This is a genomic window from Burkholderia sp. FW306-1C-G01B (genome assembly GCF_058781685.1).
In genome coordinates this window covers 338502-355674 of sequence record NZ_JBYSWZ010000005.1, presented here as the reverse complement: position 1 = coordinate 355674, position 17173 = coordinate 338502, and the positions used below count along the sequence as shown (strand labels likewise).

Annotated in this window: 14 protein-coding genes; 9 read left to right on the top strand and 5 right to left on the bottom strand. The window is 68.1% G+C overall.

The features are described from left to right. Positions 1-55: 55 nt before the first annotated feature. Complete coding sequence (locus AC3WLY_RS13210; RefSeq protein WP_492308237.1) at positions 56-2476, bottom strand: glycoside hydrolase family 31 protein; 2421 nt, start codon at positions 2474-2476, stop codon at positions 56-58. Positions 2477-2503: 27 nt separating this feature from the next. Next, entirely contained in the window at positions 2504-3775 is a 1272-nt protein-coding gene (locus AC3WLY_RS13205; RefSeq protein ID WP_072436590.1) for an MFS transporter, read from the bottom strand. Between the two features lie 469 nt (positions 3776-4244). Here AC3WLY_RS13205 and AC3WLY_RS13200 point away from each other — a divergent pair, with 469 nt between their 5' ends. From AC3WLY_RS13200 to AC3WLY_RS13165, 8 genes are all read left to right on the top strand, one after another. Next, positions 4245-5189, top strand: a complete 945-nt coding sequence (locus tag AC3WLY_RS13200; protein WP_175958920.1) for a MurR/RpiR family transcriptional regulator — start codon at positions 4245-4247, stop codon at positions 5187-5189. Then, complete coding sequence (locus AC3WLY_RS13195) at positions 5186-6202, top strand: isoaspartyl peptidase/L-asparaginase family protein (RefSeq protein WP_492308238.1); 1017 nt, start codon at positions 5186-5188, stop codon at positions 6200-6202. The genes AC3WLY_RS13200 and AC3WLY_RS13195 overlap by 4 nt, the downstream gene beginning before the upstream one ends. Before the next feature lie 25 nt (positions 6203-6227). Then, positions 6228-8114 carry a dipeptide ABC transporter ATP-binding protein gene (locus tag AC3WLY_RS13190; protein ID WP_175958922.1) on the top strand — a complete coding sequence of 629 codons (1887 nt, stop codon included), beginning with the start codon at positions 6228-6230 and terminating at the stop codon, positions 8112-8114. A gap of 129 nt (positions 8115-8243) precedes the next feature. Then, positions 8244-9806, top strand: coding sequence for a glutathione ABC transporter substrate-binding protein GsiB (gene gsiB / locus AC3WLY_RS13185; protein ID WP_492308239.1), 1563 nt, complete (start codon positions 8244-8246; stop codon positions 9804-9806). Between the two features lie 67 nt (positions 9807-9873). Continuing rightward, positions 9874-10794, top strand: a complete 921-nt coding sequence (gene gsiC / locus AC3WLY_RS13180; protein ID WP_072436595.1) for a glutathione ABC transporter permease GsiC — start codon at positions 9874-9876, stop codon at positions 10792-10794. A gap of 7 nt (positions 10795-10801) precedes the next feature. Further along, positions 10802-11695, top strand: coding sequence for a glutathione ABC transporter permease GsiD (gsiD, locus tag AC3WLY_RS13175; RefSeq protein ID WP_175958925.1), 894 nt, complete (start codon positions 10802-10804; stop codon positions 11693-11695). Then, entirely contained in the window at positions 11695-12777 is a 1083-nt protein-coding gene (locus AC3WLY_RS13170; protein WP_310142744.1) for a P1 family peptidase, read from the top strand. The genes gsiD and AC3WLY_RS13170 overlap by 1 nt, the downstream gene beginning before the upstream one ends. After that, positions 12774-13601, top strand: a complete 828-nt coding sequence (locus AC3WLY_RS13165; protein ID WP_492308240.1) for a M55 family metallopeptidase — start codon at positions 12774-12776, stop codon at positions 13599-13601. The genes AC3WLY_RS13170 and AC3WLY_RS13165 overlap by 4 nt, the downstream gene beginning before the upstream one ends. 35 nt (positions 13602-13636) lie before the next feature. On the opposite strand, the gene AC3WLY_RS13160 is transcribed toward AC3WLY_RS13165, so the two are convergent. Continuing rightward, positions 13637-14416, bottom strand: a complete 780-nt coding sequence (locus AC3WLY_RS13160; protein WP_492308241.1) for an alpha/beta fold hydrolase — start codon at positions 14414-14416, stop codon at positions 13637-13639. 142 nt (positions 14417-14558) lie between these two features. Between AC3WLY_RS13160 and AC3WLY_RS13155 the strand changes: the two genes are divergently transcribed. Continuing rightward, a complete protein-coding gene (locus AC3WLY_RS13155) occupies positions 14559-15338 on the top strand; it encodes an AraC family transcriptional regulator (protein WP_310142742.1) in 780 nt (259 codons plus the stop codon). 461 nt (positions 15339-15799) lie between these two features. On the opposite strand, the gene pcaG is transcribed toward AC3WLY_RS13155, so the two are convergent. Both pcaG and pcaH read right to left on the bottom strand, forming a co-directional pair. After that, complete coding sequence (gene pcaG, locus AC3WLY_RS13150; protein ID WP_492308242.1) at positions 15800-16393, bottom strand: protocatechuate 3,4-dioxygenase subunit alpha; 594 nt, start codon at positions 16391-16393, stop codon at positions 15800-15802. A gap of 3 nt (positions 16394-16396) precedes the next feature. Next, positions 16397-17104 (bottom strand): protocatechuate 3,4-dioxygenase subunit beta, encoded by a 708-nt coding sequence (pcaH, locus tag AC3WLY_RS13145; protein ID WP_072436602.1) that lies wholly within the window; start codon positions 17102-17104, stop codon positions 16397-16399. Positions 17105-17173: the final 69 nt, after the last annotated feature.

Here is a 17173-nt window from a genome sequence, read left to right as displayed (position 1 = left end):
CTGTGGCGGGGGCGGGCCGCGCGAACGGCCCGCCCGATCGGTGCGGCGTGCGCGGTCAGTGATCGAACGCGACGACGATGCGGCGCCATGCGCCGTCCTGCGCGTCCTGCTCGACGCCTGCGCCGCGGACGGCGAGCGGGCCTTGCAGCGATGCAGGCAGCAGGACCTCGACGCGGTCGGCCGGGCGGGCCGGGCGGCCGTCCCAGCGGACCGACACGCCGAGCGAGCCCGACGCCTCGCGGCCGGTCTCGATTCGCCACAGTCCGTATTCGCCGTCGCGCCACGCTTCCGTCTCGCCGTCGTCCTCGACGCATTCGCCGTACGCGACGCCGTCCTCGATGCGCGGCGCGACGAGGAAGCCGCGCGTGTCGGCGCGCGCGCCGAAATGCTGTGCCGCGACGTTCAGCGGCAGCACGCGGCCTTCACGCAGCAGCATCACCGGCGTATCGAGCGGCGCGGGCAGCGTCGCGTTCGCGCCGCCGTCGAACGACTGCGCGCTCGCGCAGCACATCCAGCGCGCACCCGACGGCAGGTAGACCGTGCGTTCCGTGCGGCCGGGATCGACGACCGGCGCGACCAGCAGCCCATCGCCGAGCATCATGTCGTCGCACTCGTCGTAGCAGCGCGCATCGCCGGGGAAATCGGCGAAGGTCGGCCGCAGCACGGGCTCATAGCGCGTCGTCGACAGCCACAGCAGGTGATAGAGGTACGGCAGCAGCCGGTAGCGCTGCTTGATCAGCGACGCGACCTGCGCGGCGATCTCCGGATACATCCACGGTTCGTTGACGGTGCCGTCGTCGTTCCACGAATGGATGCTGAAGCGCGGCATGAAGATGCCGAACTGCACCCAGCGCAGCAGGAGCTCGGGCGACGGCGCGGGCCCGGAGAAGCCGCCGATGTCGTGACCGATGTTCGACACGCCCGACAGCGCGAGCCCGAGGCCCATCTTCAGGTTGTAGCGCAGCGTTTCCCACGATGTGTAGTTGTCGCCGGACCAGGTTTGCACATAGCGCTGCATGCCGGCGCCGCCGGAGCGCGACACGAGGAACGGCCGCTGCGCCGGCGCATGCGCGCGCTGCGCGTCGCGCGACGCACGCATCATCAGCATCGTCTGCAGCACTTTCGCCTCGCGCGCGGGGAACGGCTGGCCGAAGCCGTGCGCGATCGCATCGGGCGACCAGATCTCGTATTCGTTGTTGTCGTTCCAGGTCGACTCGATCCCGTATTCGAGCAGCGCCGACGTGACCTGCTCGCGCCACCAGCGGTACGTGTCCGGCTGCGTGAAGTCGAGATACGCGCCGACCTCGTCCCAGAACTGCACCCATGCAGGCTCGCCGGACGCCGAGCGGATCAGCAGCCCGCGCTTGGCGGCTTCGTCGAATGCGGGATGGTCGCGCAGCAGGCACGGCTTGATGTTCGCGCACAGGCGGATGCCGTGGCCGCGGTAGTGCTTCACGAAACCCTTCGCGTCGGGAAACTTGTCGCGGTTCCAGTTGAACACATAGCGCTTCGCGCCGATCGACGTATAGCCCGACGACAGGTGGAACGAATCGCACAGGATGTCGTGCGCATCGCACTGCTCGACGAACTGGTTCATCTGCTGCTGTGCGTCCGGCGCATCGGTGTAGCTCATCGTCGAGCCCGAATAGCCGAGGCCCCATTTCGGCGTGCGCGCGGGGCGCCCGGTGAGCCACGTGAAGCGCCGCGCGGCCGCGAGCGGCGTATCGGGCGATGCGATGAAGTAGTAGTCGAGGTCGCCGTGCTCGGCGACGAAATAGCGGTACGGGCCGTGATAGTTGTCGAGCTCGCGGCCCATGTCGAACGAGCAGTCCGACAGCGTGTCGTAGAAGAGGCCGAATCCCTGGCACGCAGCGGGCGACCACGTGATGTAGAACGGGATGTGCTTGTACAGCGGGTCGGTGTGCTTCGCGCTGTAGCCCATCGCGTCGATGTTGCGCATCTCGAAGCGCGCGCCCGTGCGGTCGAGGTCGCCCGCGCGTTCGCCAAGGCCGAACACCTTGTCGCCGCGCTCGCGGGCGACGTAGTGATACGCGCGCTCGTCCCACCAGCCGAAGTTGTACGCCTGCGTCGCGCGGTCGGCGAGCGCGACGCGCCATGCGCCGTCCGCGCCGCGCATCGACCACGTGCAATGGCCGCCTTGCCAGCGCACCGCGAGCCGGATCTGCGCGGTCTCGATGCGCAGGCCGTCGTCGTCTTCGGCGAGGCTCCAGGCAGGCAGCGCGAAGCCGTCCAGGTCGAGACGGTCGCGTCCGTCGAGCGGCACGTCGTCGAGGCCCGGCGCGATCGACCACGTGCGCGGGTTGCGTGCCGTTGCATCGGGCAGCACGCGCACCCGCACGATGTCGTCCTCGAGCACGAAGATCTCGAGCGTCGCGCCCGCGTCGGACGCGAGCAGCAGGCGGTTCGCGTGCCGGGCGGCGATACGGAACACGGGCGGATGAAGAAGCGAAGTCATGAATGCGATTCCTGGTGAGAGCGAATGTCAGGCGTGCCGTGCGAGCAGGCGTTCCTGCTTCGACTGCCCGCGGATCAGCACCGCGAGCAGCGTGACGCCGATGAGGTCGAACAGGCCGAGGCACGCGAACAGCGGCGCATAGCCGATCTTGTCGGCGAGCGCGCCGACCAGCAGCGAGAAGCCGAGCCCGCCGATCCACGCGGCCATCCCGGCGAAGCCGCTCGCGGTGCCGACTTCCTCGGAATCGAACACGTCGGCCGACAGCGTGTTGACGAGCGCGGAGATCATCTGGTGCGCGAAGCCGCCGACGCAGAACAGCGCGATGGCCGTGTACGGCGACGATACAAGACCGATCATCGCGGGCCCGAGCATCAGCACCGCGCCGAGCGCGACGCCGGCGACGCGCGACCACACGAGCGGCAGCTTGAAGCGGTTGGCGAGATACGGCGACAGGTAGCCGCCCGCGATGCCGCCGGCGTCGGCCGCGAGAAACGGCATCCACGCGAAGATCGCGATCTGCGTGAGCGGCATGTGGCGCTCGGTCGCGAGGTACAGCGGAATCCAGAAGCTGAAGGTCTGCCACGCGGGTTCGGCGAAGAAGCGCGGCAGCGCGATGGCCCAGAAGCGCCGCGCGGTGACGACGTCGCGGATGCGGCGCTTCGACACCGGCGGCATCGTGGCCTGGCCGTCGCGGATCAGCGCGCGCTCCTGCGGCGTGATGCGCGGATGATCGGCGGGCGACCGGTACTGCGTGTACCAGAGCGCGGCCCACACGAAGCCGAGCGCGCCGGTGACCATGAACGCCGATTGCCAGCCGAACCGCATCGAGATGAACACGACGAGCGGCGGCGCGATCGCGGCGCCGAGCGACGTGCCCGCGTTGAAGTAGCCGACCGCGACGGATTTCTCGCGATCGGGAAACCATTCGGCGACGGCCTTCATCCCCGACGGAATCGCGGCGGCCTCGAACAGTCCGAGAAAGCCGCGCAGGATGCCGAGCGACAGCCAGCCCGACGCGAAGCCGTGCGCGACGCCGACCACCGACCACAGCATCGCGAACAGCGCGAACCCGAGCCGCAGCCCGATCAGGTCGACGATGAACCCGCACACGGGCTGCATGATCGTGTAGCCGATCTGGAACGCGCCGACGATGTACGAATACTGCTGCGTCGAGATCGCGAATACCTGCTTCAGCTCGGGGGCGAGCACCGCGAGGGAGTTCCGTGCGAGGTAGTTGAGGATCGTGCCGAGACACACGAGCACGATGATCCACCAGCGCAACGCCTTGACTGTTTTCACTGCTGTCTCCTGTTGGGCAGGACGGGCATGCGGCACCTGCCTGATCCATGCAAGCCGTCCGGTCGGGAAGGCTTTTTTTCAGCTTATTTGTACGATGTCCGATCTTGATGGGTGCCGATTTTGCCGGTTTTCATCGAAATGACGCTGTTCGAGCGAACATTTCGTCGTCTCTGGATACGGATGTTATCTGACGACTGATCATTTTCGAACATCCTATGTTCGAATGCGAATCCGGTCAACGGGAAATTGCATTCGAATGAACTTGCTCGGGGTTTTCCCGATGAGAAGGGGGGCGGCGTGAGAGGGAGAGCATGGCGGTTGCGTGCCAAAGCCCGTGCGGCGGGGCTGTGCGATGGTCTGGCGATCGGCGGGCGCAGGACGGGGCGTGACAACCCCGATGAAAATTTATTTTTTTCTTGGCTGCGGATTGTGTAAATTGATTTTCACCTTCCTTGCAACAACCATTCGCATGACGCCTCTCGTTTCGCACGACGCCAGTTACGACGAACCCGCGATCGCCGAGCGGATCGCGTCGGCGATGCCGTTGATGACGCCGATCCACCGGCGCATGGGCGAATTCGTGCTCGCGAATCCGTTTCGCGCGGCGACGATGCGGATCGACGAACTCGCACAGGCCGTGAATGCGTCGATCGCGACCGCGAACCGCTTCGCGAAGGCGCTCGGCTTCGACGGCTATCCGGCGATGCGCGCGGCACTCGTGCGCGGCTTCGAAGCGACGCTCGGGCCGGTCGAGCGGTTGCGCTCGGCGCAGGAGCAGGAATCCGGCGTGCGCGGCGCGGCATGGATCGACGCGGTGTTCGACCAGGCCGCCGCGAACATCGAGAACACGCGCGCGCAACTGGACGCGGCCGATGTCGAGGCTGCGGTCGAGGCGATCGTCGGCGCGCGGCGGGTGCTGATCCTGGGTGCCGGTTCGAGCGCGTTTCTCGCCGGGCTGATGGAGCACGGGCTGTCCGTGTGTCACGACAGCGTGCAGTCGCTCGCGCTGCTCGGCGGCCCGTCGCACGCGGCGCGGCGCCTGTATACGGCCGACTCGCGCGATCTCGTGATCGCGCTCGCGTTTCCGCGCTACGTGAAGGACACGATCGAGCTGGCGCGCCGCGCTGCGGCGCGCGGCGCGCGCGTGCTCGGCATCTCCGACGGCCCGGAATCGCCGCTCGCGCCGATCGCGTCGCTGAACCTGTACGTCAAGGCCGAACGGCGCTTCGCGGCCACGTCGGAAGCGGCCGTGCTCACGATGATCGAGGCGCTGATCGACGCGGTTGCGCTGCGCACGCACCGGTCCGCGAAATCCGCCGCCGAGATGACCGAATTCCTGCTGCCGTGGCTCGTGCAGCCGCAAGCGGCGCTGTCGGCCGCCAACCCTTCTTCCCCCCGTCCGAAAAAATCATGACTTCTCCCGCGATCGTCGCGATTCACGGTGGCGCAGGCACGATCCTGCGCGATGCGATGGATACCGAAACCGAACGCCGGTACCGTGCCGAACTGACCGCGATCCTGCAGGCCGCGCAGCAGGTGCTGGCCGACGGCGGCAGCGCGCTCGACGCCGTCACCGTCGCGGTGCGGATGCTCGAGGACTGCCCGCTGTTCAACGCCGGACGCGGCGCCGTGTATACGGCCGAAGGCAAGCACGAGCTCGACGCGGCGGTCATGGACGGCGCGACGCTCGGCGCCGGCGCGATCTGCTGCGCGACGCGCGTGCGCAATCCCGTGCTGGCCGCGCGGCGCGTGATGGAGGCGAGCGAACATGTGTTGTTCGCCGGCGCGGGCGCCGATGCGTTCGCGGCCGCGCAGGGGCTCGAACTCGCGGAACCCGGCTATTTCGACACCGAAGCGCGTCACGCGCAGTGGCTCAAGGCGCGCGCGGCGGCCGGCGTGATGCTCGATCACGACGCGGCGACGTTCGCGTTCGGCAAATCGCAATCGCAATCGCAGCCGCAGCCGCAGCCGCAGCCGGCCGAACCGCTCGATCCGGACCGCAAGCACGGCACGGTCGGCGCGGTCGCGTGCGACCTGCACGGCCACATCGCGGCGGCGACGTCGACGGGCGGCATCACGAACAAGCAGCCGGGGCGTGTCGGCGATTCGCCGATCATCGGCGCGGGCTGTTATGCGGACGATGCAACCTGCGCGGTGTCGTCGACGGGCACCGGCGAGACGTTCATCCGGCTCGCGACCGCGCACGACGTTGCCGCGCAGATCGCGTATCGCGGCGCGTCGCTGGCCGACGCCGCGCACGACGTCGTGATGAACAAGCTGCCGCGCCTGGCGGGCCGCGGCGGGATCATCGCGGTCGACGCGCACGGCAACGTCGCGATGCCGTTCAACACCGAAGGGATGTACCGCGGCTACGCGCGCGTCGGCGAAGCGCCTGTCGTCGGCATCTACCGCGACGACGCAGCCTGATTCCGGATCGCACGAGGAGAGACGCATGACTTCGAGCCGTAACCCGTCCGGCCTGGCGCTGCCCGAGCAGCGCGTCGTCGCCGTGGACGACCTGTCGGTCACGTTCCGCCGCGAAAGCGCGACGTTCGACGCGGTGCGCAACGTGTCGTTTCACGTCGATCGCGGCGAGACGCTCGCGATCGTCGGCGAATCGGGTTCCGGCAAGTCGGTCACGTCGCTCGCGCTGATGCGGCTCGTCGAGCACGGCGGCGGCGAGATCACGAGCGGGCGTATCGCGTTCCGGCGCCGCGGCGGCGCGCTGGTCGATCTGGCGCAGGCGAGCGCCGCGACGATGCGCGGCATCCGCGGCTCGGACATCGCGATGATCTTCCAGGAGCCGATGACGTCGCTGAACCCGGTGTTTACGGTCGGCGACCAGATCAGCGAGGCGATCGCGCTGCACCAGTCGAAGAGCGCGGCCGAAGCGCGCGCGGAAGCGCTGCGGCTGCTCGATCTCGTGCGCATCCCGGAAGCGCGCCGGGTGTTCGTGCGCTATCCGCACCAGTTGTCGGGCGGGATGCGGCAGCGCGTGATGATCGCGATGGCGCTGTCGTGCCGGCCCGCGCTGCTGATCGCCGACGAGCCGACGACCGCGCTCGACGTGACGATCCAGGCGCAGATCCTGCAACTGATTCGCGGGCTGCAGGACGAGATGAACATGGGCGTGATCTTCATCACGCACGACATGGGCGTGGTGGCCGAAGTGGCCGACCGCGTGCTCGTGATGTATCGCGGCGAGAAGGTCGAGGAGGGCGAATCGGAGCGCATCTTCGCGACGCCCGCGCACCGCTACACGCGTGCGCTGCTCGCGGCCGTGCCGCGGCTCGGCTCGATGCAGGGCACCGACATACCCGAGAAATTCCCGCTGCTGAAGGTGGACGGCACAAGCGCCGCGCCTGCGGCGAACGACGATGCGCAGCCGCCCGTCGACCCGGCTTCGACGCCGATCCTGCGCGTACGCGATCTCGTCACGCGCTTTCCGGTGAAGAGCGGCGTGTTCGGCCGCGTGTCGCAGTACGTGCATGCGGTCGAGCGCGTGAGCTTCGAGCTGCGCGCGGGCGAGACGCTCGCGCTGGTCGGCGAGTCGGGCTGCGGCAAGTCGACCACCGGCCGTTCGCTGCTGCGCCTCGTCGAATCGCAGAGCGGCTCGATCGAATTCGACGGCCGTGACATCAGCGCGCTGAAGGGCCCGGACCTGCAGGCGCTGCGCCGGAACATCCAGTTCATCTTCCAGGATCCATTCGCGTCGCTGAACCCGCGCCTCACGGTCGGTTTCTCGATCATGGAGCCGCTGCTCGTGCACGGCGTCGCGAGCGGCCGCGAAGCGCAGGCGCGCGTCGACTGGCTGCTCGACAAGGTCGGCCTGCCGCCCGAGGCCGCGCGTCGTTATCCGCACGAGTTCTCGGGCGGCCAGCGCCAGCGGATCGCGATCGCGCGTGCGCTCGCGCTGAACCCGAAGGTCGTGATCGCCGACGAATCGGTGTCGGCGCTCGACGTGTCGGTGCAGGCGCAGATCGTCAACCTGATGCTCGACCTGCAGCGCGAGCTCGGCGTCGCATACCTGTTCATCTCGCACGACATGGCCGTCGTCGAGCGCGTCAGCCATCGCGTCGCGGTGATGTATCTCGGCCAGATCGTCGAGATCGGCCCGCGCCGCGCGGTGTTCGAGGCGCCGCAGCATCCGTACACGAAGAAGCTGATGAGCGCGGTGCCCGTGGCCGACCCCGCGCGCCGGCACGCGCCGCGCCAGCTCGCGGCGGACGAAATTCCGAGCCCGATCCGCGCGGTGGGCGACGAGCCGGTGGTTGTGCCGCTCGTCGCGGTCGGTCCCGATCATTACGTCGCGACGCATCGCGTCGGCGGCGCGTACTGAACGCGCGGCAGGTTGCATATGGACCGCAGCTGCGCACGAGCAAGGCAACGGCGTCTTTTTCCCGAGCGGGTGCAGTCACGCCGCGATTTCCACCACGCGTTACCGAATCATCCACAGGAGCCAAACAAGATGAACAAGCCGCATTCGTTCCCGATGTTCCGTCCGCGCGCGCTGATCGTCGCGGGCGCCAGCGCGTTCGCGCTGTCGGCCGCGCTGCCCGCATTCGCGCAGCAAACCGCGGTGATCGCGGTCGGCGAGACGTTCACGACGATGGATCCGTACGATTCGAACGACACGGTGTCGCAGGCCGCTGCGAAGTCGTTCTACGAGGGATTGTTCGGCTTCGACAAGGACATGAAGCTCGTCAACGTGCTCGCGACGAGTTATACGGCGTCGCCGGACGCGAAGGTCTATACCGTCAAGCTGCGCCAGGGCGTGAAGTTCCAGGACGGCACCGATTTCAACGCGGAGGCCGTGAAGGTGGTGTTCGACCGCGTGACCGATCCGGCGAACAAGCTCAAGCGCTACAACCTGTTCCGCGTGATCGAGAAGACCGAGGTCGTCGATCCCTATACGGTGCGGTTCACGCTGCGCGAGCCGTTCTCGGCGTTCATCAACACGCTCGCGCATCCGTCCGCGGTGATGATCTCGCCGACGGCGCTGAAGAAATGGGGCCGCGAGATCGGCCTGCATCCGGTCGGCACCGGGCCCTTCGAGTTCGTCGAGTGGAAGCAGACCGACGACATGAAGGTGAAGAAATACGCCGGCTACTGGAAGAAGGGCTATCCGAAGATCGACATGATCGACTGGAAGCCCGTGATCGACAACAACACGCGCGCGGCGCTGATGAAAGCAGGCCAGGCGGACCTCGCGTTCCGGATTCCGTACGAGCAGGTCGCCGACCTGAGGGCCAATCCGAAGCTCGACGTGGTCGAGCGGCCGTCGATCGTCGTGCGCTACATCTCGCTGAACACGCTGCAGAAGCCGTTCGACAATCCGAAGGTGCGCCAGGCGCTCAACTACGCGATCAACAAGGATGCGCTCGCGAAGGTCGCGTTCTCGGGCTTCGCGACGCCGGCGCCGGGCGTCGTACCGCCGGGCGTCGAGTATGCGACGAAGACCGGACCCTGGCCGTACGACCCGGCGAAGGCGCGCACGCTGCTGAAGGAGGCCGGCTATCCGAACGGCTTCGAATCGACGCTCTGGTCCGGCTACAACAACACGACGTCGCAGAAGGTGATCCAGTTCGTCCAGCAGCAGCTCGCGCAGGTCGGCGTGAAGGTGCAGGTGCAGGCGCTCGAATCGGGCGAGCGCGTCGCGAAGGTCGAGAGCGCGCAGGACCCGGCGAGCGCACCGGTGCGGATGTTCTACATCGGCTGGTCGTCGTCGACCGGCGAGGCGAACTGGGCGCTGACGCCGCTGCTCGCGTCCGCGTCGAAGCCGCCGAAGCTGTTCAATACCGCGTACTACCAGAACGGCATCTTCGACGACGCGCTGGAGAAGGCGCTGGCAACCACCGACCGCGCGAAGAAGGCCGAGTACTACGCCACCGCGCAGAAGCAGATCTGGGCCGATGCGCCGTGGATCTTCCTCGTGCAGGAGAAGATCGTCTACGCGCGCAGCAAGCGCCTGCAGGGCATGTACGTGATGCCGGACGGTTCGTTCAACTTCGACGAAATCTCGCTGAAATAAGCGCGTTCGCGCGCGTCACGGCGCGCCGGCTCCGCGATGCCGGCGCGCCGCACTGGTTCGGTGCCCTATGCTGAATTTCATCATCAAACGCCTGTTCGGCCTGCTGCCCACGCTCGCGATCGTCGCGGTGCTGGTGTTCCTGTTCGTGCACCTGCTGCCGGGCGATCCCGCGCGGCTCGCGGCCGGCGCCGAAGCCGACGACGCGACGGTCGCGCTCGTGCGCGCCGATCTCGGGCTCGACAAACCGATGCCAACCCAGTTCGCGAACTTCTTCGTGAAGATCGCGCACGGCGACTTCGGTGTGTCGACGCGCAGCAAGCGGCCGGTATCGACCGAGATCGGCGAGCGCTTCATGCCGACGCTGCTGCTGACGCTCGTCAGCATGGCGTGGGCGACGCTGTTCGGGATGGCGATCGGGATCGCGTCGGCGGTGTGGCGCAATCGCTGGCCCGACCGCATCGGCATGACGATCGCGGTGTCGGGCATCTCGTTTCCCGCGTTCGCGCTCGGCATGCTGCTGATGGAGATCTTCTCGGTGAAGCTCGGCTGGCTGCCGGTCGTGCCGGACGGCACGTGGAAGAGCTACGTGCTGCCGTCGCTGACGCTCGGCGCCGCGGTCGCGGCCGTGATGGCGCGCTTCACGCGCGCGTCGTTCGTCGAGGTGCTCAACGAGGATTTCGTGCGCACCGCGCGCGCGAAGGGCGTGCACGAGCCGATGGTCGTGCTCAAGCACTGCCTGCGCAACGCGATGATCCCGGTCGTCACGATGATGGGGCTGCAGTTCGGCTTCCTGCTCGGCGGCTCGATCGTCGTCGAGGCCGTGTTCAACTGGCCTGGGCTCGGGCGGCTGCTCGTCGATTCGGTGACGATGCGCGACTACCCGGTGATCCAGGCGATCGTGCTGCTGTTCTCGCTCGAATTCATTCTGATCAACCTGACCGTCGACGTGCTGTACGCGGTCATCAACCCGACCATCCGGTTCAAGTGAGGCGCACATGAACGCGACTGTCCAGACCGCGGCGCCGGCCGCATCGACCGCGATTCGCACGCCGTGGCGCGAATTCTGGCGCAAGTTCCGCAAGCAGACCGTCGCGCTCGTCGCGGGCGGCTTCGTGCTGGCGCTCGTCGTGCTGGCATTCGTCGGTCCGCACATCGTGCCGTTCGATCCGGAGAACTACTTCGACTACGACGCGCTGAACGCGGGGCCGTCGGCCGTGCACTGGTTCGGCGTCGATTCGCTCGGCCGCGACATCTTCAGCCGGATCGTCACCGGCACGCGCATCTCGCTCGCGGCCGGTTTCTTCTCGGTCGCGCTCGGCGCGCTGATCGGCACGGTCTTCGGGCTGCTCGCCGGCTACTACGAAGGCTGGTGGGATCGCATCACGATGCGCATCGCCGACGTGCTGTTCGCGTTCCCGGGCATCCTGCTCGCGATCGGCGTGGTCGCGATCCTCGGCAACGGGATGATCAACGTGATCTGCGCGGTCGCGATCTTCAGCATCCCGGCGTTCGCGCGGCTCGTGCGCGGCAACACGCTGATGCTCAAGCACATGACCTACGTCGAAGCCGCGCGCAGCATCGGCGCGTCGGACCGGACGATCATCATGCGGCACATCCTGCCGGGCACCGTGTCGTCGGTCGTCGTCTACTTCACGATGCGGATCGGCACGTCGATCATCACGGCCGCGAGCCTGTCGTTCCTCGGGCTCGGCGCGCAGCCGCCGACGCCGGAGTGGGGCGCGATGCTCAACGAGGCGCGCGCGGACATGGTGACGGCGCCGCACGTCGCGATCTTCCCCAGCCTCGCGATCTTCCTGACCGTGCTCGCGTTCAACCTGCTCGGCGACGGGCTGCGCGACGCGCTCGATCCGAAGCTGGAGCGCCGCTGATGCGTGCTGCACCGATGTGGGCCGCGACGCTGCCGGCCGGGCCGCGCGGCACGATCGCCGACGTGCCGGGCGTGACGGTCGGCCATTGCACGCTCGATGCCGGCAACGTGCAGACCGGCGTGACCGTCGTGAAGCCGCATCAGGGCGACGTGTACCGCAGCAAGGTGCCGGCCGGCGCGGCCGTGATCAACGGCTTCGGCAAGAGCGTCGGGCTCGTGCAGGTCGACGAGCTCGGCACGCTCGATACGCCGATCGCGCTGACCAACACGTTCGGCGTCGGCGCGGTCGCACAGGCGCAGATCCGCGCGGCGATCGCCGCGAATCCGCAGATTGGCCGCGACTGGTCGACCGTCAACCCGCTCGTGTTCGAGTGCAATGACGGTTATCTGAACGATATCCAGGCGTTCGCGGTCACGGCCGCGCATTACGACGACGCATGCCGCGCCGCGTCGCGCGACGTCGCACGCGGCGCGGTGGGCGCCGGGCGCGGGATGTCGTGTTTCGACCTGAAGGGCGGGATCGGTTCGGCGTCGCGCGTCGCCGTCGCGGCCGGCCGGCCCTATACGGTCGGCGCGCTCGTGCTCGCGAATTTCGGCCGGCTGCCGATGCTGACGCTCGGCGGCGTGCCGCTCGGGCGCATCGTCGCGCAACGGCGTGCGGCCGGGGCCGCGCACGCGGCGCCGCCCGAGCAGGGCTCGATCATCCTGTTGCTCGCGACCGATGCGCCGCTCGACGCGCGGCAACTGTCGCGGCTTGCACGCCGCGCGGCCGCGGGGCTGGCCCGCACGGGTTCCGTCTACGGGCATGGCAGCGGCGACATCGCGCTCGCATTCTCGACCGCGTACACGATCGCGCACGACGCGTCGACCATCGCGCTGCCGGCCCTCGTGGCCGATGCGGCGCTCGACCCGCTGTTCATGGCCGCGGCCGAAAGCGTCGAGCACGCGATCGCCGATGCATTGCTGCAGGCCGTGACGGTCGCCGGGCGCGACGGCCACGTGCGGCAATCGCTGCGCGATGCGGTGCCCGATCTCGATCATCTGTTCAACGAACGCAACGAAGGGCGTCTTACCCAGTCATGAAGATCCTGATCTCGACCGACATCGAGGGCGTCGCCGGCGTATTCGCCACCGAGCAGACGCGCGCCGGCAATCCGGAATACGAGCGCGCGCGCCGCTGGATGACCGCCGAGGCGAACGCCGCGATCGAAGGCGCGTTCGCGGGCGGCGCGCAGGCCGTCTGGGTCAACGATTCGCATGGCGGCTTTCGCAACCTGCTGCCCGACGGGCTCGATGCACGCTCACGCGTCGTGCTCGGCAAGCCGCGCACGCTCGGGATGATGGCGGGCCTCGAGCAGCGGCCGGACCTCGTGTTCATGATCGGCTATCACGCGAAATCGCAGACGCGCGGCGTGCTCGCGCACACGATCAACGGTTTCGCGTTCACGCAGGTGTGGCTGAACGGCGTCGAGCTCGGCGAAGCCGGGCTGTACGGCGCGCTGGCGCGCGAATATGGCGCGCACGTCGCACTGGCAACCGGCGACGACGTGTTCGCCGGGGAAACGCAGCCGCTGTTTCCGGACGCACGTTTCGAGACGGTCAAGACGGCCGGCGGCGCATCGAGCGGCGACACGCTCACGCCTGCCGCGTCGTGTGCGCGAATCGCGACCGCCGCGCGCGAAACGGTCGCGCACGCGCTGTCGGCGGGCTTGCGCGCCGGCGCGCATCGGCCCGCGCCGACCGCTTGCACGCTGCGCGTGCAGACGGCCGCGCTTGCCGACCTGTTCTGCGCGCTGCCGTCGCTCGAGCGCGTCGATGCGGTGACGCTGCGCTTCGACGGGCCGTCGGTCGAGCACGTGGTGCGCACGCTGAACAGCCTGTCGGCGATGTCGTTCATGCTGCGGTGATGCGCGCCGCAACGATGCCGCTTGCGTGCGGCATGTCATGCTCGACCGGCCGGGGTTGCTGTTGTGCCGAGCAGGAACGCCTCCATCGCCGCGACCAGCGCGAGCGGCGTCTCGTTCATCGGATAGTGGCCCGCGTTGCGCAGCACGTCGACGGTGGCGCGCGGATAACGCCGCAGGTAGGTGCGCGCCATCAGCGCCGCGTCGAACGCCGGATCGTGCTCGCCGATCAGCACTTTCACCGGATGCACGCCCGCGACCCCGTCGCTGAAATCCGTATCGGCCCACGCGCGGAAGTACGCGCCGAACGCGTGCGGCGACGAACAGGCTGCCGAATACGCGGCTTTCCACTCGACCCAGGCGGCGGGTAGCCGGCAGCCCGTGCTGCGATCGATGATGGTCCTGCGATCGGCGAGATTGTCGGCGGCGCGCTCGAATAGTGCGCGCCGCTCGGCGTCGAACGGCAGGCCGCCGCACGGCACGGGCGCGATCGGCACCAGCGCGCGCACGCGGTCGGGCGCGACGGCGGCGATCTTCTCGATCGCCATGCCGCCCATCGAATGGCCGACGAGGCTGAAGGTCGGGAAGCCGAGCGCGTCGGCGAGCGCGAGGGCATCGGCGGCAATCTCGTCGATCGTGTAGTCGCCGCGTGCGTCGCGCATGCGGCCGTAGCCGCGGTAGTCCATGAACACATAACTGAAGCGCTCGCGCGACAGCCACGCTTCGACGGGTTCGAACGCGCGGGCGTCGCCGAACCAGCCGTGCAGCACGAGAACAGGGTGGGGGCCGTCCCCCACGCGATGAAACGTATTCGGCATCTCCGCTCCAATGAAGTTGCAATCCGGCCGATCAGGCCGACGGGTCTTGCGGCCGTCAGGTCGCGCAAGCGTGGAGCGGATCGTAGATGGATCGAAGGAGACCCGCCTTCGATATCGGGTCATTGATGATGGAATTCGGGCCGTGAGAAATACGCTGCTAGATCCCTACGAACACATTCCCCGGAGCGTGGTCGTGACCGCCAACGACTATGCGGCGGGCACGACGTTTCCGGAACACGCGCACGGGCGCGGGCAATTCGCGTTCGCGTCGCGCGGCACGATCAGCGTGTCGACGCCGCACGGCCGCTGGCTGGTGCCGCCGCAGCGCGCGTGCTGGGTGCCGGCCGGCGTGCGGCACGAAATGACGATGACCGGGCCGGTCACGATGCTCAACACGTTCGTGTCCGGCGACGCCGCGCGGGAAGCGGGCCTGCCCGGGCAGTGCGGCGTGTATGGCGTGTCCGCGCTGCTGCGGCAGCTGATCGACGATGCGATCGACCTGCCGGCCATGTACGACGTCGACGGCCGTGCGGGCAAGCTGATGGCGCTGCTGGTCGCGGAAATCGCGACGATGCCGCGCCTGTCGCTGCATGCACCGCTGCCGGCCGACGCACGGCTCGCGAAGGTGTGCCGGCACCTGTTCGCGTCGCCGTCGATCGCGGCCGATCTCGACCGGGTGGCCGCCGACGCGGGCGTGAGCCGGCGCACGTTCACGCGGCAGTTCCGCGCGCAGACGGGCGTGAGTTTCGCGGCATGGCGTCAGCAGGTGTGCATGCTCGCGGCGATTTCCCGCCTGAGCGCCGGGCAGCCGGTGACGCGCGTCGCGCTCGATCTCGGATATGCGAGCGCGAGCGCGTTCACGTCGGCGTTTCGCCGCATTCTGGGCGACACGCCGAGCCGGTATCTGGAGATTCGGCGCTAGGCTGCGACCGACGCGCACCACGCCCGTGCGCCGCGGTCGCAGCCGCAAAAAAATACGCGCCTGCCCGATCCGGTCAGACGCGTTTAAAGGCACTCGGTCAGAAAAAAATGCGCGCACAGCGAATGGGGCGGTGTCGCGCATCGTTTGCGGGATTATTGCCTTGTCCGATTCAATCCTGTCGGCGCGTAGCGGATACCGAAGAATACGCCGCATAACGCGCAAACGATATCCTGTCGGCCCGACGATTGATGTGCTGTCGCAGCATGCGTTTCAATCGCGCGTTCGATGTAGGGGCAGAAGTCCCGACCAATGGACATCGGCAACCGCAGGCCGGCGCGCTGCGGCGCAGCGTCGAATGATTGCGACGGCACACGAAAAACGCCGCGTGGCGCGATGCCGGTCGGTATCGCGCCACGCGGCGGTGCGTCTGCATCCGGAACCGGCCGGCGCCGGCGCGTGCGTCAAACGTCGAAAAACACCGTCTCGTCCGGCCCCTGCATGCGGATGTCGAAGCGGTAGACGATCGGGCGGCCCGGCTGCGCGTCGCGTTTCGCGACGAGCGTCGCGCGGCGTTCGGCCGGCACCTCGCTCAGCACGGGGTCGGCCGCGTTCGCCGCGGCTTCGTCGTCGAAGTACACGCGCGTGAACGCATGGGTGAGGATCCCGCGCATCATCACGGTCACGTTGATGTGCGGCGCGTCGTCCGCGGCGATGCGGCCCGGTTTTACCGTCTCGACGACGAAGCGGTACTGCGCATCGGTGCCCGTGCCGACTCGCGCGAAACCGGTGAAGCCGGATTTCGCGATGTCGTCGCGCGATGCGGGGTAGCGGCCCGCGCCGTCCACCTGCGTGAATTCGAGCACCGCGTCGCTGACGACGTTGCCGTCGCCGTCGAACACCTGGCCGACCAGCAGCACGTGCTCGCCGTCGGCGTGCGTCGCGGCGATCGTCGGCGTGAACAGGCTCTTCAGGTCGTAGTCGTATTGCTGCGGGCACAGTCCGTATGCGAAGTACGGGCCGACCGTCTGCGAAGGGGTTTGCTTCAGCGTCGTCATGGTTCAGCGCTCCATCGGGGTAGCGTCGCGGCCGCGCAGCACGATGTCGAATTCGTAGCCGAGCGCATAGCCTTCTTCGGTGATGTCCATCGAGAAGCGCGAGATCAGGCGATCGCGCGCGGCCTCGGGCGTGCCCTGGAAGATCGGGTCGTACGCGAGCAGCGGGTCGCCGGGGAAGTACATCTGCGTGACGAGACGCGAGCCGAAGTAATCGCCGAACAGCGAGAAGTGGATGTGATTCGGGCGCCACGCGTTCGGATGGTTGCCCCACGGATACGCGCCGGGCTTGATCGTCAGGAAGCGGTAGCGGCCTTCGTTGTCGGTCAGGCAGCGGCCCGCGCCGAGAAAGTTCGGGTCGAGCGGCGCGTCGTGCTGGTCGACCTTGTGCACGTAGCGGCCGGCCGCGTTCGCCTGCCACACCTCGACGAGCGTGTTGCGCACGGGCTTGCCGCCTTCGTCGAGCACGCGGCCCGTGACGACCATGCGCTCGCCGAGCGGCTCGCCGTTCTTCACGGCGTTCTTCGTCAGGTCGTGGTCGAGTGCGCCGAGATCTTCGGCGCCGTAGACGGGCGCGTACTGGTCGCGCAGCTTGTCCTTCAGCGGGATCAGCGGGCGCGTCGGGCCGCGTTTCACGGACGAGCGGTACTCGGGGTGGACATAGGCCGGATGCGACGGCCAGTCGCGCGGCGTGAGGATCGTGGGGGAATCCATCGGGCGTCTCCTGATAGGTATTTCGCGAAGTGGATGGCAGGACTTTAGCCAATCCGGAAAGTTATGCAA

Coding starts and splice junctions, on each gene's coding strand:
- AC3WLY_RS13210 (WP_492308237.1), bottom strand. CDS start 2,476: ATGACTTCGCTTCTTCATCCGCCCGTGTTCCGTATCGCCGCCCGGCAC.
- AC3WLY_RS13200 (WP_175958920.1), top strand. CDS start 4,245: ATGACGCCTCTCGTTTCGCACGACGCCAGTTACGACGAACCCGCGATC.
- AC3WLY_RS13195 (WP_492308238.1), top strand. CDS start 5,186: ATGACTTCTCCCGCGATCGTCGCGATTCACGGTGGCGCAGGCACGATC.
- AC3WLY_RS13190 (WP_175958922.1), top strand. CDS start 6,228: ATGACTTCGAGCCGTAACCCGTCCGGCCTGGCGCTGCCCGAGCAGCGC.
- gsiB (WP_492308239.1), top strand. CDS start 8,244: ATGAACAAGCCGCATTCGTTCCCGATGTTCCGTCCGCGCGCGCTGATC.
- gsiC (WP_072436595.1), top strand. CDS start 9,874: ATGCTGAATTTCATCATCAAACGCCTGTTCGGCCTGCTGCCCACGCTC.
- gsiD (WP_175958925.1), top strand. CDS start 10,802: ATGAACGCGACTGTCCAGACCGCGGCGCCGGCCGCATCGACCGCGATT.
- AC3WLY_RS13170 (WP_310142744.1), top strand. CDS start 11,695: ATGCGTGCTGCACCGATGTGGGCCGCGACGCTGCCGGCCGGGCCGCGC.
- AC3WLY_RS13165 (WP_492308240.1), top strand. CDS start 12,774: ATGAAGATCCTGATCTCGACCGACATCGAGGGCGTCGCCGGCGTATTC.
- AC3WLY_RS13160 (WP_492308241.1), bottom strand. CDS start 14,416: ATGCCGAATACGTTTCATCGCGTGGGGGACGGCCCCCACCCTGTTCTC.
- pcaG (WP_492308242.1), bottom strand. CDS start 16,393: ATGACGACGCTGAAGCAAACCCCTTCGCAGACGGTCGGCCCGTACTTC.
- pcaH (WP_072436602.1), bottom strand. CDS start 17,104: ATGGATTCCCCCACGATCCTCACGCCGCGCGACTGGCCGTCGCATCCG.